16 protein-coding genes are annotated in these 15,898 nt (G+C 55.4%); 14 read left to right on the top strand and 2 right to left on the bottom strand.

Annotated elements, in window-relative coordinates; genetic code table 11:
* Nucleotides 1-52 precede the first annotated feature (52 nt).
* From BM395_RS03725 to BM395_RS03670, 12 genes are all read left to right on the top strand, one after another.
* A complete protein-coding gene (locus BM395_RS03725; RefSeq protein ID WP_239655495.1) occupies nucleotides 53-1,042 on the top strand; it encodes a response regulator in 990 nt (329 codons plus the stop codon).
* Nucleotides 1,043-1,131: 89 nt separating this feature from the next.
* Nucleotides 1,132-2,227, top strand: a protein-coding gene (gene prfB, locus BM395_RS03720; RefSeq protein ID WP_141124073.1) for a peptide chain release factor 2 whose coding sequence is annotated in 2 segments (ribosomal slippage) — nucleotides 1,132-1,203 and nucleotides 1,205-2,227 — 1,095 coding nt in all. Because the reading frame shifts where the segments join, the coding sequence is not laid out codon by codon here.
* 212 nt (nucleotides 2,228-2,439) lie between these two features.
* Complete coding sequence (gene lysS, locus BM395_RS03715) at nucleotides 2,440-3,939, top strand: lysine--tRNA ligase (RefSeq protein WP_090508934.1); 1,500 nt, start codon at nucleotides 2,440-2,442, stop codon at nucleotides 3,937-3,939.
* Nucleotides 3,940-4,104: 165 nt separating this feature from the next.
* Entirely contained in the window at nucleotides 4,105-4,809 is a 705-nt protein-coding gene (locus tag BM395_RS03710) for a TetR/AcrR family transcriptional regulator (RefSeq protein ID WP_244528918.1), read from the top strand.
* Between the two features lie 195 nt (nucleotides 4,810-5,004).
* Nucleotides 5,005-5,556, top strand: coding sequence for a hypothetical protein (locus tag BM395_RS03705; RefSeq protein WP_090508933.1), 552 nt, complete (start codon nucleotides 5,005-5,007; stop codon nucleotides 5,554-5,556).
* A gap of 29 nt (nucleotides 5,557-5,585) precedes the next feature.
* The gene (locus BM395_RS03700) at nucleotides 5,586-6,881 is read left to right on the top strand and encodes a flavohemoglobin expression-modulating QEGLA motif protein (protein ID WP_170860541.1); all 1,296 of its coding nucleotides are present in this window, start codon (nucleotides 5,586-5,588) and stop codon (nucleotides 6,879-6,881) included.
* Between the two features lie 251 nt (nucleotides 6,882-7,132).
* A complete protein-coding gene (gene trhA, locus BM395_RS03695) occupies nucleotides 7,133-7,759 on the top strand; it encodes a PAQR family membrane homeostasis protein TrhA (protein ID WP_090508932.1) in 627 nt (208 codons plus the stop codon).
* 62 nt (nucleotides 7,760-7,821) lie between these two features.
* Entirely contained in the window at nucleotides 7,822-8,568 is a 747-nt protein-coding gene (locus BM395_RS03690) for a TIGR00266 family protein (protein ID WP_090508931.1), read from the top strand.
* Nucleotides 8,568-9,446, top strand: coding sequence for an alpha/beta hydrolase (locus BM395_RS03685; RefSeq protein WP_090508930.1), 879 nt, complete (start codon nucleotides 8,568-8,570; stop codon nucleotides 9,444-9,446). Before BM395_RS03690 ends, BM395_RS03685 begins: the two co-directional genes overlap by 1 nt.
* Entirely contained in the window at nucleotides 9,443-9,769 is a 327-nt protein-coding gene (locus tag BM395_RS03680; protein ID WP_069899521.1) for a PA3694 family proteiin, read from the top strand. Before BM395_RS03685 ends, BM395_RS03680 begins: the two co-directional genes overlap by 4 nt.
* A gap of 470 nt (nucleotides 9,770-10,239) precedes the next feature.
* Complete coding sequence (locus BM395_RS03675) at nucleotides 10,240-10,920, top strand: hypothetical protein (protein WP_090508929.1); 681 nt, start codon at nucleotides 10,240-10,242, stop codon at nucleotides 10,918-10,920.
* A gap of 69 nt (nucleotides 10,921-10,989) precedes the next feature.
* Nucleotides 10,990-11,337: a hypothetical protein gene (locus BM395_RS03670; protein WP_090508928.1), complete on the top strand. Its 348-nt coding sequence runs from the start codon at nucleotides 10,990-10,992 to the stop codon at nucleotides 11,335-11,337.
* Between the two features lie 197 nt (nucleotides 11,338-11,534).
* On the opposite strand, the gene BM395_RS03665 is transcribed toward BM395_RS03670, so the two are convergent.
* Together BM395_RS03665 and BM395_RS23275 are read right to left on the bottom strand one after the other, a co-directional pair.
* The gene (locus tag BM395_RS03665; RefSeq protein WP_090508927.1) at nucleotides 11,535-11,864 is read right to left on the bottom strand and encodes a hypothetical protein; all 330 of its coding nucleotides are present in this window, start codon (nucleotides 11,862-11,864) and stop codon (nucleotides 11,535-11,537) included.
* Between the two features lie 88 nt (nucleotides 11,865-11,952).
* The gene (locus BM395_RS23275) at nucleotides 11,953-12,096 is read right to left on the bottom strand and encodes a hypothetical protein (protein ID WP_170860540.1); all 144 of its coding nucleotides are present in this window, start codon (nucleotides 12,094-12,096) and stop codon (nucleotides 11,953-11,955) included.
* A 184-nt stretch (nucleotides 12,097-12,280) separates the two neighbouring features.
* Between BM395_RS23275 and ppc the strand changes: the two genes are divergently transcribed.
* Together ppc and adk are read left to right on the top strand one after the other, a co-directional pair.
* Nucleotides 12,281-14,917: a phosphoenolpyruvate carboxylase gene (gene ppc, locus BM395_RS03660; RefSeq protein ID WP_090508926.1), complete on the top strand. Its 2,637-nt coding sequence runs from the start codon at nucleotides 12,281-12,283 to the stop codon at nucleotides 14,915-14,917.
* A gap of 249 nt (nucleotides 14,918-15,166) precedes the next feature.
* On the top strand, nucleotides 15,167-15,814 hold the full coding sequence (adk, locus tag BM395_RS03655; protein ID WP_069899515.1) for an adenylate kinase: 648 nt from the start codon (nucleotides 15,167-15,169) through the stop codon (nucleotides 15,812-15,814).
* Nucleotides 15,815-15,898 lie beyond the last annotated feature (84 nt).

Genomic DNA, 15,898 nt, shown 5'->3' with positions numbered 1-15,898 from the left:
CATCCATCGTCTGTTGCGATGGCAATTAAATGAGTGATTTGAAGGGCGAAGTATGCGATCTGCAGTCTCGGTAAACCAAGCCGTGATGGTGCTGCTGGTGGATGATCAGGCCATGATCGGGGAGGCCGTGCGCCGCGCGTTGGTCAGCGAGCCCGGTATCGATTTTCATTTCTGCTCAGACCCGCATGAGGCCGTGGCCGTTGCGCTGCAGATACAACCGACGGTGATTCTGCAGGATCTGGTGATGCCCGGCGTCGATGGCTTGAGCCTGCTGCCGGCCTATCGCGCGGAACCCAATTTGCGCGACGTGCCGATTATTGTGCTGTCGACCAAGGAAGACCCGCAGATCAAGTGTGCCGCGTTCAGCGCCGGCGCCAATGATTATCTGGTGAAGTTGCCGGATGTGATCGAGTTGGTCGCACGCATTCGTTATCACTCGCGCTCCTTTCTCGCGCTGCAGCAGCGCGACGAGGCGTTTCGGGCATTGCGCGAAAGCCAGCAGCAGTTGCTCGAAGCCAATTTGGTGCTGCAACGCATGATGAAGTCGGACGGCCTGACCGGTCTGGCCAATCGCCGTCACTTCGACGAATACCTGGACATTGAGTGGAAGCGCGCCATGCGCGAGAGCAGCCAGTTGTCGCTGGTGATGATCGATGTCGACTATTTCAAGAAATATAACGACCATTTCGGCCATGTTGCCGGCGACGAAGTGCTGCGCATGCTCGGCAAGGCGATGGACGCGGCCTGTAGCCGGGCCAGTGATTTGGCCGCGCGTTATGGCGGCGAAGAGTTCGTCATGGTGCTGCCCGGCACTTCGAGCGGCGGTGCGCGGTTGCAGGCCGAGAAGCTGCGCCGTGCGGTTGAGGAGCTGAATATCGCCCACAACATGCCCGCAGAAGGCTCGCACGTAACCATCAGTATTGGCGTTGCGACCATGGTGCCGCAGCAAGGGCAAGATCCGGTTGGGCTGGTCGAGAAGGCCGATCAGGGGCTTTATCAAGCCAAGGCCGGCGGTCGCAATCAGGTCGGCATCGCCGATTAAGGCTTGTGCATTCACGGGCTGTCGGTGAGTTGACAGAGCAGGTATAATGTTCGGCTTTTCGAACGTTTTACCTGCGAGTGCTGCCAGCCATGGAAATCAACCCGATCCTTAATAGCATCAAGGACCTGTCCGAGCGCACCCAGACTATTCGGGGGTATCTTTGACTACGATCAAAAGCATGATCGTCTAGTTGAAGTTAACCGAGAGCTCGAAGACCCGAACGTCTGGAATGATCCCGAATACGCCCAGAATCTGGGGCGTGAACGCGCCTCTCTGGCCCTGATTGTCGAAACCCTGGATGACCTCAACGGCAGCCTGGCAGATTCCCGTGATCTGCTTGAAATGGCCGCCGAAGAGGATGATCAGTTGGCTGTCGACGATGTGGCCGCTGAGGTCGAGCGCCTGCGCGGCATTCTTGAACAGCTCGAATTTCGCCGCATGTTCAGCGGCGAGATGGACGCCAACAATGCCTACCTGGATATTCAGGCAGGTTCCGGCGGTACCGAAGCCCAGGACTGGGCCAACATGCTCCTGCGCATGTACTTGCGCTGGGCAGACAAACGCGGCTTCGACGCGACCATCATGGAGCTGTCGGCCGGTGAAGTTGCCGGTATCAAAGGCGCTACCGTGCACATCAAGGGCGAGTACGCGTTTGGTTGGCTGCGCACCGAAATCGGTGTTCACCGTCTGGTTCGCAAGAGTCCGTTCGACTCGGGCAACCGTCGCCACACCTCGTTCACTGCGGTGTTTGTCTCGCCAGAAATCGATGACAACATCGAGATCGAGATCAACCCGGCAGACCTGCGCATCGACACCTATCGCTCCTCGGGCGCGGGTGGTCAGCACGTAAACACCACTGACTCGGCCGTGCGTATTACCCACGTCCCGACCAATACCGTGGTGAGCTGCCAGAACGAACGCTCGCAGCATGCGAACAAAGATACCGCGATGAAAATGTTGCGGGCCAAGCTGTACGAGCAGGAAGTGCAGAAACGCAACGCAGCCTCACAAGTGCTGGAAGACTCCAAGTCCGACATCGGCTGGGGCCACCAGATTCGCTCTTACGTACTCGACCAGTCGCGGATCAAGGATTTGCGCACCAACATCGAGAACAGTAACTGCGATGCGGTGCTTGATGGCGACCTCGATGAGTTCATCGAAGCCAGTCTGAAACAGGGCTTGTAAGGCGACATAGGCGAAGTTGGCTGGTTATCCCGGCTAACTTCGCTGTTTGGCGCTGAATTCCGGCGCTGAATAACCACGCAATGTAGGTTGGGCTAAGCTGTGCTAGGTCCAACGAGCGGCGCTGCATTTGCGTAGGAGACCGGCCGGCTGGCCGGATGTTGAGCATCGCTGCGCTCAGCAAGAACCTACGAATACAGGAATAGACGAAAACCATGAGCGACCAACACATCGACACGAATGAACTGCAACAGGAAGAGAACAAGCTGATTGCCCAGCGCAAGGAAAAACTTGCCGCCGCGCGTCAGCAGGGTAATGCCTTCCCGAACGATTTCCGCCGTGACAGCTACTGCGCGGACTTGCAGAAACAGTACGTCGATAAGACCAAGGAAGAGCTGGCCGAAGCCGCTATTCCGGTCAAGGTTGCCGGTCGCATCATGCTTAACCGTGGTGCCTTCATGGTGCTGCAGGACATGACTGGCCGCATTCAGGTTTACGTCAACCGTAAAACTCTGCCGGAAGAAACCCTGGCAGCGGTTAAAACCTGGGATCTGGGCGACATCATTGCCGCTGAAGGCACGCTGGCACGCTCCGGCAAAGGTGATCTGTACGTTGAAATGAGCAACGTGCGCCTGCTGACCAAGTCGCTGCGCCCGCTGCCAGACAAGCACCACGGCCTGACCGACACCGAACAGCGCTATCGTCAGCGTTACGTTGACCTGATCGTTAACGAAGAAGTGCGTCAGGATTTCCGCGTGCGTTCGCAGGTGATTGCGCACATTCGCAAGTTCCTCGCCGAGCGTGACTTCCTTGAAGTTGAAACGCCAATGCTGCAAACCATCCCGGGCGGCGCGGCGGCGACCCCGTTCGAGACCTTCCATAACGCGCTGGACATGCCGATGTACCTGCGTATTGCGCCTGAGCTTTATCTCAAGCGCCTGGTTGTTGGCGGCTTCGAGCGCGTGTTCGAGATCAACCGCAACTTCCGTAACGAAGGTGTTTCGACGCGTCACAACCCAGAATTCACCATGCTTGAGTTCTATCAGGCTTACGCCGACTACGAAGACAACATGGACCTCACCGAAGAGCTGTTCCGTGAGTTGGCGCAGTTGGTGCTGGGCACCACCGATGTGCCGTATCAGGGCAAGGTTTTCCACTTTGGCGAGCCGTTTGCGCGGATGTCGGTATTCGACTCGATCCTCAAGTACACCGACGTCACTGCCGAGCAGTTGCAGGACATCGACGTGGCCCGTGAAATCGCCAAGAAGGCCGGTGCCAAGGTGCTCGGTTTTGAAGGCCTGGGCAAATTGCAGGTGATGATTTTCGAAGAACTGGTCGAGCACAAGCTGGAGCAGCCGCACTTCATCACTCAGTACCCGTTCGAAGTGTCGCCGCTGGCGCGCCGCAACGATCAGGACCCAAGCGTCACTGACCGCTTCGAGCTGTTCATTGGTGGTCGCGAAATCGCCAACGCCTATTCCGAGCTTAACGATGCAGAAGATCAGGCTGAGCGCTTCATGGCGCAGGTCGCGGATAAGGATGCCGGCGACGACGAAGCCATGCATTACGATGCCGATTTCGTCCGTGCGCTCGAATATGGCATGCCGCCAACTGCGGGCGAGGGCATTGGTATCGACCGTCTGGTGATGCTGTTGACTGACGCGCCGTCGATCCGTGACGTGATTCTGTTCCCGCACATGCGCCCGGAAAGCTAAGCAGCCTCAGGCAGTCTTCTGCCTGACTCGCTTATTCGAATTAGCAATTAAAGCTAAAAACAAAAAACCGCCAGCGCTGGCGGTTTTTTGTTTTTAGCGGTTACAGTTGGCTCACCCGATAAAAACAAAAATATGTACTGATGCTTCACTTTAAGGAGATCTGCTGTGATCCCTACACTCAACACGCCCAAAGCCAAAACGGTTGCCGATACGCTGCAGTACCAGGGTCGCAAGGCCAGCCGGGCTGGCAGTGAATTGCGCCGCCAGGCGATTCTCGATGCGACCATGCGCCTTATTGTCCGTGAAGGCGTGCGTGCGGTGCGCCATCGGGCAGTCGCCGCCGAAGCGCAGGTGCCGCTATCGGCCACCACCTATTATTTCGATGATATCGACGACCTGATCAACGACACCTTCACCCAGTTTGTCGAGCAAAGCTCGGCCAACCTTGAAGCCTATTGGTCACAGACTGAAACCCGGCTTTTTGCCAGCTTGAAAGCCCGTGGTGAATGCCCGAACGAGCGTCAGGTGCTGGCTGACGAGCTGGCGCAGATCGCCCTCGATTACGTGGTGATGCAACTGACCACGCGGCGCGATCAGCTCATTGCCGGGCAGGCGTTCTATCACGCCGCGTTGTTCAATCCCGGTTTGCATGAGCTATGGCGTGCGCACCGCAAAATGGTGCTGTTTGGCGTGAGTAAATTCTTTGAGGCTTTAGGCTCGGATCAGCCCTTTGAAGACTCAAGGTTGCTGATGTCGGTCATTCTGCAAATGGAATATCAGGGCCTGATCGACGGCGTCGAAGTCCTAGACAAGTCAGCAATGCTGGCCATTCTCAAACGCCACATGTACCTGGTGTTGAAGCTGGCTTGAACCGTTCAATCCACGCCCGTGGATTTTTTTGCTGGTTTTTGTGCGGGTAACCGCTCTTCGCGACCGTTTATCGGCTATTTTGTAACTGCATGCTTTGACAGTGGCGGTTGCTATCCAGTGCAACTGTCCAATGTCAGGGTAATCAGCTGCACCGTGCGTATTGCTTTGCCAACTTGTTTTCAGAAGGAGAGCTGAATGAAGGCCTGGCGTGTGATGGTCGCGTTATCATTCATATTGTTGAGTGGCTGCCTGGTAACGTTCAAAGATCCGATTCCGGCCAACGAGGCTGCCCCGATTCCATTGCTGGGCGACTGGGCGCGCAAGGATGAATGGGGTGAGATGCAGTATCTCGAAATCAGCCGCGCCGGCTCCAATACTTACAAGGCGCGAACCTACGAGAACAGCCCGGACAACCTGGAGAGCATGCAGGAATTTGGTTTTACCGTGGCCCATCACGGTAAGCGCTGGTATCTGTCCACCGGTTTGCCGAAGCGTCTGGGAGCAAACTTTGCGATTGGTGGCTTCGAGCTGACCAATGATAACGAGCTGGTATTGTATGCTCTGGATGTCGAGCGCATGCTGCAAGAGCTTGACGATGGCCTGTGGCAAGGTGAACGGGTCGACATGCCAATCGGCGAAGGGTTGTTGATCACCTCGCCAATGGAAAAAGTATTCGCTTACCTGAACGACCCGGCCAACTCTGATGTGTTTGTCGAGGTCGGCCGTTATCAGCGTACCAGCGAGTGATTGTGTGGGTGTGAGGTCGTGAGAGAGCAATGAACAGTCATGTAGGTTTGGACGATTACCAATTAGTCGTCCGCGCACTGTCCGACCGGATTGTAGAGGCGCAAACCCCGATCCGCGTGCTGGATGCGGTGAAGTGGGACGAGAACGTACGCAACGAGTTCCTCAAACACAAAGGCAAGGCGCTGCCGCAGGTTGATCGTGATTATTACGTCAATCGCCCGCTGGCCTTTGATACCGCCGCGAAGAAACTCGAATTACAAAACATCGAACGCGATGTCACCCGCCAACTGGGGCAGTTCAACCCGGTTGGCCAGATCATGCGCCGCATGTGCCGTGAATACCGCATGGTTATTCGCATGCTCGAAGCGCGCGGCACCGAAGACTTCGGTCTTATCTCGCAGGAACTCTACGGCGCGGCCTCGGATGCCTTTCATGCGGGTGATCCGACCCTGGCTGATCTCGGCGTAATGTTCTCGGGCTTTCTGAATAACATCGATAAGCGCGGTGACCTCAAGGACGAGGCGAAAGATCTGGACGCTAAAACAGCGGTCGATCTGCTCCAGCATCGCCTGAACAAGGTGTTCGGCGAGCATGAAGACACGATTCGCGTGTTCGAGTCCGACGGCATTCTCGCCGACGCAGCCGCAGGCGCCGACTACATCAAGATCCGCACCGATGCCATGTTCAACGAGCGCGATGTGCGTGCGCTTGAAGTGCACGAAGGGCTGGTGCATGTGGCAACGACCCTGAATGGGCAGAATCAGCCGATCTGTACCTTTCTGGCCAAAGGTCCACCTTCATCAACAGTTACGCAGGAAGGTCTGGCGATTCTGATGGAAGTCATCACCTTCGCCTCGTATCCGACCCGTTTGCGCAAACTGACCAACCGCACTCGCGCCATTCACATGGCCGAGGAGGGCGCTGATTTCCTGCAGGTATTCGACTTCTACCGTGAGCAGGGATTCAGCATGGAAGAGAGCTACAGCAATGCCAACCGGGCATTCCGTGGCTCTACGCCGACTGGTCTACCGTTCACCAAGGACCTTTCGTACCTGAAAGGCTTCATCATGATTTACAACTACATCCAGCTCGCTGTGCGCAAAGGCAAGCTGGAGCAGATTCCGTTGCTGTTCTGCGGCAAGACCACCCTCGAAGATATGCGCACGTTGCGCCAGTTGGTCGATGAAGGACTGGTGGTGCCGCCCAAGTATCTGCCGCCGCAGTTCAGCGACTTGAACTCGCTGTCGGCGTGGATGTGCTTCTCAAACTTCCTCAATCACCTGAGTCTGGAAAGAATCGAGGCCGATTACGCCAATATCCTCTGAGGCGGATGGCGGATGGCGGATGGCGGGCTGCTGCGCTGGCTGCCACTGCGCCGGAGTGCCTGTTGAAAATGCTCATTTACTCATCGTAAACAGCGCCTTTTAACAAGTACCCCGGCGGGCCTGCGCGCGTTGCATCCTTGGCGGGTGATTTATATCAATCGTAACCATTTAAAGTGTGAACTTTGGGGCAGCACTGGCTTCAATATTTACCCTTGCTTTGGAAGCCTGGAATTTTAATATGGATATTATAAATGTATAGCGGTGAGAAATTTAACAGCATTACCCATTTGGTCGGTGCTGTTTTTGCGTTGGTGGGGCTGGGTGCGCTGATTGCAGTTGGCGTTATGCTGAAAGATTTAAAGCTAACCATTAGTTATGCAGTTTTTGGTTTTGCTTTGGTTGTTCTGTATGTGTGTTCCACGCTGTATCACAGCTTCTACCTGCCGACGCTCAAGCGAATATTTCGCAAGCTCGATCACGTGGCGATCTATCTGCTGATCGCTGGGACCTACACGCCGTTCATGCTGGTTTCGCTGGAGCACAGCCATGGGCTGGAGCTGCTGATCTTTGTCTGGTCGATGGCGGTGGTCGGGATCTGTATCGATGTATTCAAAAAGAACCGGGTCGAGATTCTGCAAATAAGTATTTATTTGATAATGGGCTGGACTTGCGCGCTGGAATTAACCGCCTTGAAGCAGGCGTTGCACGCAGCGGGTTTTTATTGGTTAGTGGCGGGTGGATTGTTTTATACAGTCGGTATTATTTTTTATGTGTTGGATGAAGTTATAAGTCTGCGGCACAGTCATGGTATTTGGCACCTGTTTGTATTGTTAGGCTCGATGTCACACTTCATTTCCATTATTGGTTATGTTCGATAGTATTGCCTGACCCGCACGGTCTGTGACCCAGTCAATCCGGTGCCTGAACACAAGGACGCTCTATGGACAGCCATCAACTCGAATACGAAATCATCGGCAGCTCGGCGCAGTGCGTTGAGATCATTCTGGATCCGGGTGAAACGGTGATTGCCGAGGCCGGGATGATGAACTACATGACCGAAGATGTACGTTTCGAGACTCGCATGGGGGATGGTTCCGCGACGGGTGTGCTGGGCAAGTTGTGGAGCGCCGGAAAGCGCATGGTCACCGGCGAGTCGCTGTTCATGACGCACTTCTCCAATGACGGTAAGACGCAGGCGCGGGTGGCGTTTGCAGCCCCTTATCCAGGCACGGTGGTGCCGATTTCGTTGGCGGATGTTGGCGGCACGTTGCATTGCCAGAAGGATGCGTTTCTGTGTGCAGCTCGCGGCACCTCGATTGGCATCAGTTTCAGCAAGCGCCTTGGCGCCGGATTCTTTGGCGGTGAGGGCTTCATCCTGCAAAAACTCGAAGGCGACGGTCTGGTGTTTGTGCATGCGGGCGGCGCTGTCATCCGCAAAGAGTTGAACAATCAGACGCTGCGTCTCGATACCGGTTGCCTGGTGGCGTTCAGTGAGGGCATTGATTACAACATCAAACTGGCGGGTGGCCTGAAAAGCATGCTGTTCGGCGGCGAGGGCATCTGGCTGGCTACGCTCAAGGGCACTGGCACCGTATGGATTCAAAGCCTGCCATTTTCCCGGCTGGCCGAGCGCGTTTACGAGGCCACCTACAAGGCCCGCGAGGAAGTGCGCACAGGTGGCAAATAATGCGCCTCGTCTGGCTGCTGGCGCTGTTGCTGCTGCAAGGCTGCAGCGAGTTGCTGTTCTATCCCGATAAGCATCTGGCTTACACACCGGCTGCTGCCAAGCTTGAATACCGTGATGTCAGCCTTGTGGCCGCCGACGGTACGCGCTTGAGCGCATGGTGGCTGCCGGCCAAGGCGGGAACCGATGTGCAAGGTACGGTGCTCTACCTTCACGGCAATGGCGGCAATATGGCGGCGCATCTGGGCGGGCCATTCTGGCTGCCGGAACAGGGTTACCAAGTGCTGATGCTGGATTATCGCGGCTTTGGCACCTCCGCCGGTACGCCGTCCTTACCGGCGGTGTACGAAGATATAGAAGCGGCATTTGCATGGCTCGATCAAGCCCCGGAAGTCGCTGGCAAGCCGCTGTTTCTGCTCGGACAGAGCTTGGGTGGCGCGATGGCCGTGCATTATCTGACCGAGCAACCGCAGCAGCGTAAAAAACTCAAGGCGCTGGTGCTCGATGGCGTACCGGCCAGTTATCGTGATGTCGCTCAATTCGCACTGGGTAATGCATGGCTAACATGGCCGTTACAGGTGCCGCTAAGTTGGTTTGTGCCCGATGGCGACAGCGCCATCAAGGCCATGCCGCAGCTAACTGGCGTGCCGTTACTGATCTTCCACAGCATTGATGATCCGGTTGTGCCTCTTTCCAACGGCGTCAGTTTGTATCAAGCTGCGCCGCCGCCACGGGTGTTCCAGCCAACCCGTGGCAATCATGTGCAAACATTTGCCGACCCGACATGGCGCCAGGTGATGCTGCTGTTTATGAGCGATCCGCGCGGATTCACCGGCCTGCGCCGTTTGGCTGAAGTTCCTGACCCTGAGAGCCCACAATGAGTGAACGTGACCCAATCCCGCTGATTCTCACTGCCATTGGTAGCGTCTGCGCGACCATCGCAATTCTTTCTTACTACGGCTATGTGCACTTCGCCAAAGAGCAGGACGCACTGCTGCTTTCCGAATTCACCATGCTCAAGACAGTGCCGGGCGAGGACTACAAAATCTCGCTCAAGCCCGCCAGTCAGGTGGCTCAGTGCATCGATGGCGTGCTGGTGTTGTTTGATACCGAGCAGAAGGGCCTCTCTGGCGTGCTGGTCGACTCACGCAAACAAGCCGTGCATTGCATTGGCCAGGAAACCCCAACCAAGGTAATGCCTTAAACGCCGCCGTTCAGCCACACACGCCGCATGGAGGGGGTGGCTGAAGGCTGTAAATGCTGGTGCTCGGCGTTGTCGAGTGGTTCTGCCTGCGTGTGCAGGAGTTTGCGTGACAGCGCCAGAAAACGTGGCGTCGGGCCGACTTCCTTAGGCGTTGGTCGAAGTTCGAATTATCGATTGTTTTATGTTGATGGATATTGGCTATCAATTCCGGACTGCAGTAATTCGTCCCGAGTTTTCTAGAGATAATCTGCTGACTGCATACGGCAGACTTTAGCCTGAAGTGTATGGCAGCAATCAGCCTTGAGGGGGCATTTTGTGTCTAGGAAAACTGGGTCGATTCAACTCGACACACACAGACAACAAGATATCGTGTGGACTCGTATAGCAATGCGCTCAAAACGCTCATTTCATTCACAGGGGCGGGCTAAAGCATGCCCCTTAACATTATCGTTAGTCCTATGAGGAAGCACATGCCATACAAAGTAGAAGTTGCCAAGCTGGCGACTATCGCAAGAAATATATACGAGCAGAATGCAGAGTATCTCGATTCATTGAAGAAAAAATACTCCGAAATTGAACGAGATGATTTTTTGTGGCATTTCTTACTCCAAAGCTTCTCAACAATGGGAAGGTCGTCTGGCTGGGAAGGGCTTATCGGTAATAAAGATAATTATAATCAAGTTACTTTTGATGCACTCTCTGGCTTGAGTGATGAGGAAAGGGAGGAAGTTGTTAAATCAGTTTGCCGAGTTGCTAAGATCAGAATGCCAGATAGAAAAGCTGGTTTTATTCTTAGTTGCTTTAAAGCTCTAAAGGATCTGGGTGGGTTGAAACAAGCAAAACAAAAACTTCTTTCAGCAGAAGGTCGCGATGGGAAAATGAAATTTCTTCAGCAACTTCCAGGCATAGGGCCTAAATATGCAAGAAACATCATGATGGATGTTTATCATGAAGATTTCAGAGATAGCATAGCCATTGATGTGCGGATCAAGGCGATTTCTGAGACATTAGGTCTGAATTTCATAAAATATCAAGAGCATGAAGATTTTTTTCTTGACGTAGCGGGAGCAGCCGGCCTCAACGGTTGGGAGTTAGATCGGTTGATGTACAATTTCAGAGATGACTTCGAGCGAGAGATCGCGAAGGCCTAACAAAGCGATGCTGCCGGACAAATTTCCGTAGAGCGCAGCTTTATGGATCACGACGGATGGAGTTAAGGAATGGACGAAGCACTAGAAGTTAGATTATTTAAAAATGGAGCTGATGATTTTACTGCGCTTTTGGACAAATACGATATTCCTTGCAGCAAGGTAAACCATTTTCCTCCGGGTACCGTTCTTGCTACCGGTGAGACGCTAGAGATAATTAAAGCTCTTTCAGGTTTGTCTTTGGCGCCATCCATTGCGGCAGTGGTCGTTCAGTGGTTAAAAAACAAAGCATCTCGTAAAGTAATCCTTAATACTAAAGATAATGAAGTTTTTCACCTTGAGGGCTTCTCAGAGAAAGAAGTCACGGTATTAATAGCTAATGCTAAAAATATGACCATTATTCAAACAAAACCAGACTAAGCGTATAGCAAGGCAATTCCAAAGCGCCCCAATAAGCGTGGACTGGACTCGCTGACGCTCGCCCCTTAATCCAAGGTTAAATGGCGTGGCGAAGTGTGAATCTTCCATGGTGCCATAGTCACTAGATGACCGCTATTGGCCGATCTCAGCCTATCGAAATATGCCTCGTATCGGCCAAGTCGAGTGCAATTGATTAGTCACTGACTTTTCATATGCATCTCGTGAGAAATCGCCTGCTCGGCTTCCACGAATAATGGGGTTTTGCCGGCATCGGCATAAATCTCTTCGCCTTCTTCGATCCTGATGACCTCTTGGCCTTTTACGTAGGGCATAGCCTGTTCCGCTTCTTTAATGGCCGAGCGGATCAGGTCTTCGGTGATGGTGGCTTCGTCCAGTCCATAAGCTTTGGCGAAGGCTTTGATTTTGACCAGGTCATGCTTGTGCATAGTGAGGGTGAATTCAACCCGCTCACTGGCTTCCTGCGACTTGGATTCCCAGTTGTTCAACATGTCTCTGAAAGTGGTCATATGAAATCTCCTGCTTGGCTGGGTTTGTTCTTAAACGGTGTGGCTGCCTTTCAGGATCACGGCTGTTGGGTGATCGGTAGGCTGCGTGTCATGCAGCTTTCAGGAGATATTCAGTTTTTCCTAACGCTTGCCCGTCTTTGTCATGGAGCGGATCGCCAATCTCGGCAGTAGCAACGACATCACTGCCTTTGGCGTTATGTTCCCAATGGTGTATTGGTTCGCGAATTTTCATTCAGCTCAATCCTTAGCCTATTCGTGGTAGGCGTGTGTGATTACGCGGGTGTTAACGTTCTTTTGGAGTCGTCATCTGCAAGATTAGTTCTAACGCAGCGGATATGCCGACAGCTGTCGCACTCTTGTAAGAACGCGCCGCGCTGTGCACTCTTGGCATACATGGATTTGCAGGAGGTTCTGGCATGGCTGAGATCGACGTACGACTGCGCGAAGATGTTCATCAACTCGGAGAGTTGCTTGGCGATACCATTCGCGACCAGCGTGGCGATGCATTTCTGGAGAAGATCGAGCGCATTCGCAAAGGTGCCAAGGCCGCCCGTCAAGGCTCTGCCAAAGGCGCTCAGCAGCTCAGTGAGACCCTCGACAGCCTGAACGACGACGAGTTGCTGCCAGTTGCCCGCGCCTTCAACCAGTTCCTCAATCTGGCCAACATTGCCGAGCAATATCACTGTATCCGCCGGCGCAGCGCCGATGAGCCAGAACAACTGGCCGATTGCGTGCTGCCGGAACTCCTCCAGCGCCTGCTGGCCAGCGGGCATCAAAGCGCCGCACTGGCTGAACAGATCGCCTCGCTCGATATTGAGCTGGTGCTGACGGCGCATCCGACCGAGGTGGCACGCCGCACGCTTATCCAAAAATACGATGCAATCGCCGCGCAGTTGGCTGCCCAGGATCACGATGACCTGCTGCCCGAGGAGCGCGAGCAAGTGCAGCAGCGTTTGCAGCGGTTGATTTCTGAGGCCTGGCACACCGAAGAGATTCGTCGGGTGCGACCAACGCCGATTGATGAGGCCAAGTGGGGCTTTGCGGTTATCGAACACTCGCTGTGGCAGGCAGTGCCGCAGTTCTTGCGAAAAACCGATCAGCAACTGCTGGCCGCCACCGGAAAACGCTTACCTATCGAGGCGGCGCCAATCCGGTTTGCCTCATGGATGGGCGGTGACCGCGACGGCAACCCCAATGTAACCGCCCCCGTGACCCGTGAAGTCTTGCTGCTGGCGCGCTGGATGGCGACAGATCTTTACCTGCGTGATGTCGATGAACTGGCGTCCGAGCTTTCCATGCAGCAGGCCAGCGATGAGTTGTGTTCTGTCGTCGGCAAAACGGCTGAGCCGTATCGCGCGCAGCTGAAACTGCTGCGTGACCGCCTGCGTGAAACACGTAACTGGGCGCACGCTTCACTCACCCGCGAAGTGCCTGCGCCGCTTGCTGTGCTGCAGGACAACGAGCAACTGATGGCGCCGCTGGCGCTCTGCTACCGCTCACTGCATGAGTGCGGCATGGGCGTGATCGCCGACGGGCCGCTGCTCGATTGTCTGCGTCGGGTGGCCACCTTTGGCTTGTTCCTGGTGCGCCTCGATGTCCGCCAGGATTCCAGCCGGCACACCGCCGCACTGACTGAAATCACCGAATATCTGGGGCTGGGTCGTTACGCCGACTGGGATGAGCCGGCGCGGCTGAAGTTCCTGCAAACCGAGCTGGACAGTCGTCGGCCACTGTTGCCCGCGCATTTCAAACCAGAAGCCGATACCGCCGAGGTGCTGGCAACCTGCCGAGAAGTCGCCGCCGCGCCCGAGGCCTCATTGGGTTCTTATGTTATTTCGATGGCGGGTGCAGGCTCGGATGTACTGGCGGTGCAACTGCTGCTTAAAGAAGCGGGATTGCAGCGGCCGATCCGGGTGGTGCCGCTGTTTGAAACACTGGCAGATCTGAACAACGCCGGCGCTGTGATCGATCAATTGCTCGATCTGGAAAGTTACCGCGCGCGGCTCAGCGGGCCGCAGGAAGTGATGATCGGCTATTCCGACTCCTCCAAGGATGCGGGCACAACCGCAGCCGCCTGGGCGCAGTACCGAGCGCAGGAAAGTCTGGTGCAGGTGTGTGCAGCGCATCAGGTTGAATTGTTGTTGTTCCATGGCCGTGGTGGCACGGTTGGGCGGGGCGGCGGTCCTGCTCATGCGGCGATCCTTTCGCAGCCGCCGGGTTCGGTGAATGGGCGTTTTCGTACCACTGAGCAAGGCGAGATGATTCGCTTCAAGTTTGGCCTGCCGAGAATTGCCGAGCAGAACCTCAACCTTTATCTGTCGGCGGTGCTTGAAGCCACCTTGCTGCCTCCGCCTGCTCCCGAGCAGCAATGGCGGGAAATGATGGACCGCTTGTCGGCAGATGGCGTTGAGGGATACCGGGGCGTGGTGCGCAGCCATCCGCAATTTGTCGAGTATTTCCGTCAGGCCACGCCTGAGCAGGAATTGGGACGTTTGCCGCTCGGCAGTCGCCCGGCCAAGCGTCGGGCGGGCGGCATTGAGAGTTTGCGGGCGATTCCGTGGATATTTGCCTGGACCCAGACGCGACTGATGTTACCGGCCTGGCTGGGCTGGGATCATGCACTGGGCAAGGCGATTGAGCGCGGCGAAGGCGATTTGCTCCGGCACATGCGTGAGCACTGGCCGTTCTTCCGGACGCGCATCGACATGCTCGAAATGGTCCTCAGTAAAGCGGACGCCGACATCGCAAAACTCTACGATGAGCGGTTGGTGAGTGCGGATTTGCGACCGCTGGGCGATCATTTGCGCGACCTATTGTCGCAGGCGTGCGCGGCTGTTTTGGAGCTGACTGGCCAGTCCCGGCTGCTGGGTCACTCGCCGGTGACCCTGGCCTCGATCAGTGTGCGCAATACCTATCTCGATCCCCTGCATTTGCTTCAGGCCGAGCTTTTGGCACGCTCGAGAATGCGCGAAAGTACCGCAGACAGCCCTCTGGAACAGGCTTTGCTGGTGAGCGTTGCGGGTATTGCGGCGGGTTTGCGCAACACTGGATAAGGCTCGTTTATCGACGTGTGATGGCGCAGGTTCGGGTCTTTTCGGGCCTGCGACATTAGACCACGTGCGACTTTTGTGCCATTGAGGTTCCTGCTACTTTCGATGGCTTGTGCGCTGGGTGTGCGCTGTGTATCTTGATCGGCCTTTGGCAATTTGGCACCCCTGTGTCCAACAGCCGAAACCTATTATTGAGATTGGCCCCATGAGGCGAGTCCGACGATTACTACTTAATGTTTGAGGAGCACATCGATGCGCGTGATTCTGCTAGGGGCGCCCGGTGCCGGTAAAGGTACCCAGGCCGGCTTCATTACCAAGAAGTTCGGCATTCCACAAATCTCCACCGGTGACATGCTTCGTGCAGCGGTCAAAGCCGGCAGCCCGCTTGGCCTCAAGGTCAAGGGTGTGATGGATAGCGGCGGTCTGGTATCTGACGAAATCATCATTGATCTGATCCGTGAGCGCCTGACTCAGCCGGATTGCGCCGGTGGTTTCCTGTTTGACGGCTTCCCGCGCACCATTCCTCAGGCAGAAGCCCTGAAGAACGCAGGCGTGGTCATCGACGCCGTTATCGAAATTGCAGTAGACGACGAAGAAATCGTCGGCCGTATTGCCGGTCGTCGCGTTCACCCGGCCTCGGGCCGCGTTTACCACACCGAACACAATCCGCCGAAAGTGGCCGGTAAAGACGATGAAACCGGTGAAGAACTGATTCAGCGTGAAGACGACAAGGAAGAGACCGTGCGTCATCGCCTGTCGGTTTACCACTCGCAGACTCAACCGCTTGTCGCCTTCTATCAGGCACTTTCGGCTGCTGAAGGCACGCCAAAGTACACCGCCGTTCAAGGCGTTGGCTCGGTCGACGAGATCACTGCCAAGGTGTTGGCAGCACTTAGCTAAGACTGCACAGGTAAGCGCCTTTGCGGCTTACCTGAGGTTTTAGCGAGCAACTGGCCTCATGCCCTGATTGCTCATCCTACGGCC

Source organism: Pseudomonas marincola (assembly GCF_900116605.1).
In the GTDB taxonomy this organism is placed as follows: domain Bacteria; phylum Pseudomonadota; class Gammaproteobacteria; order Pseudomonadales; family Pseudomonadaceae; genus Aquipseudomonas; species Aquipseudomonas marincola.
This window is presented reverse-complemented; position numbering and strand designations above follow the sequence as displayed.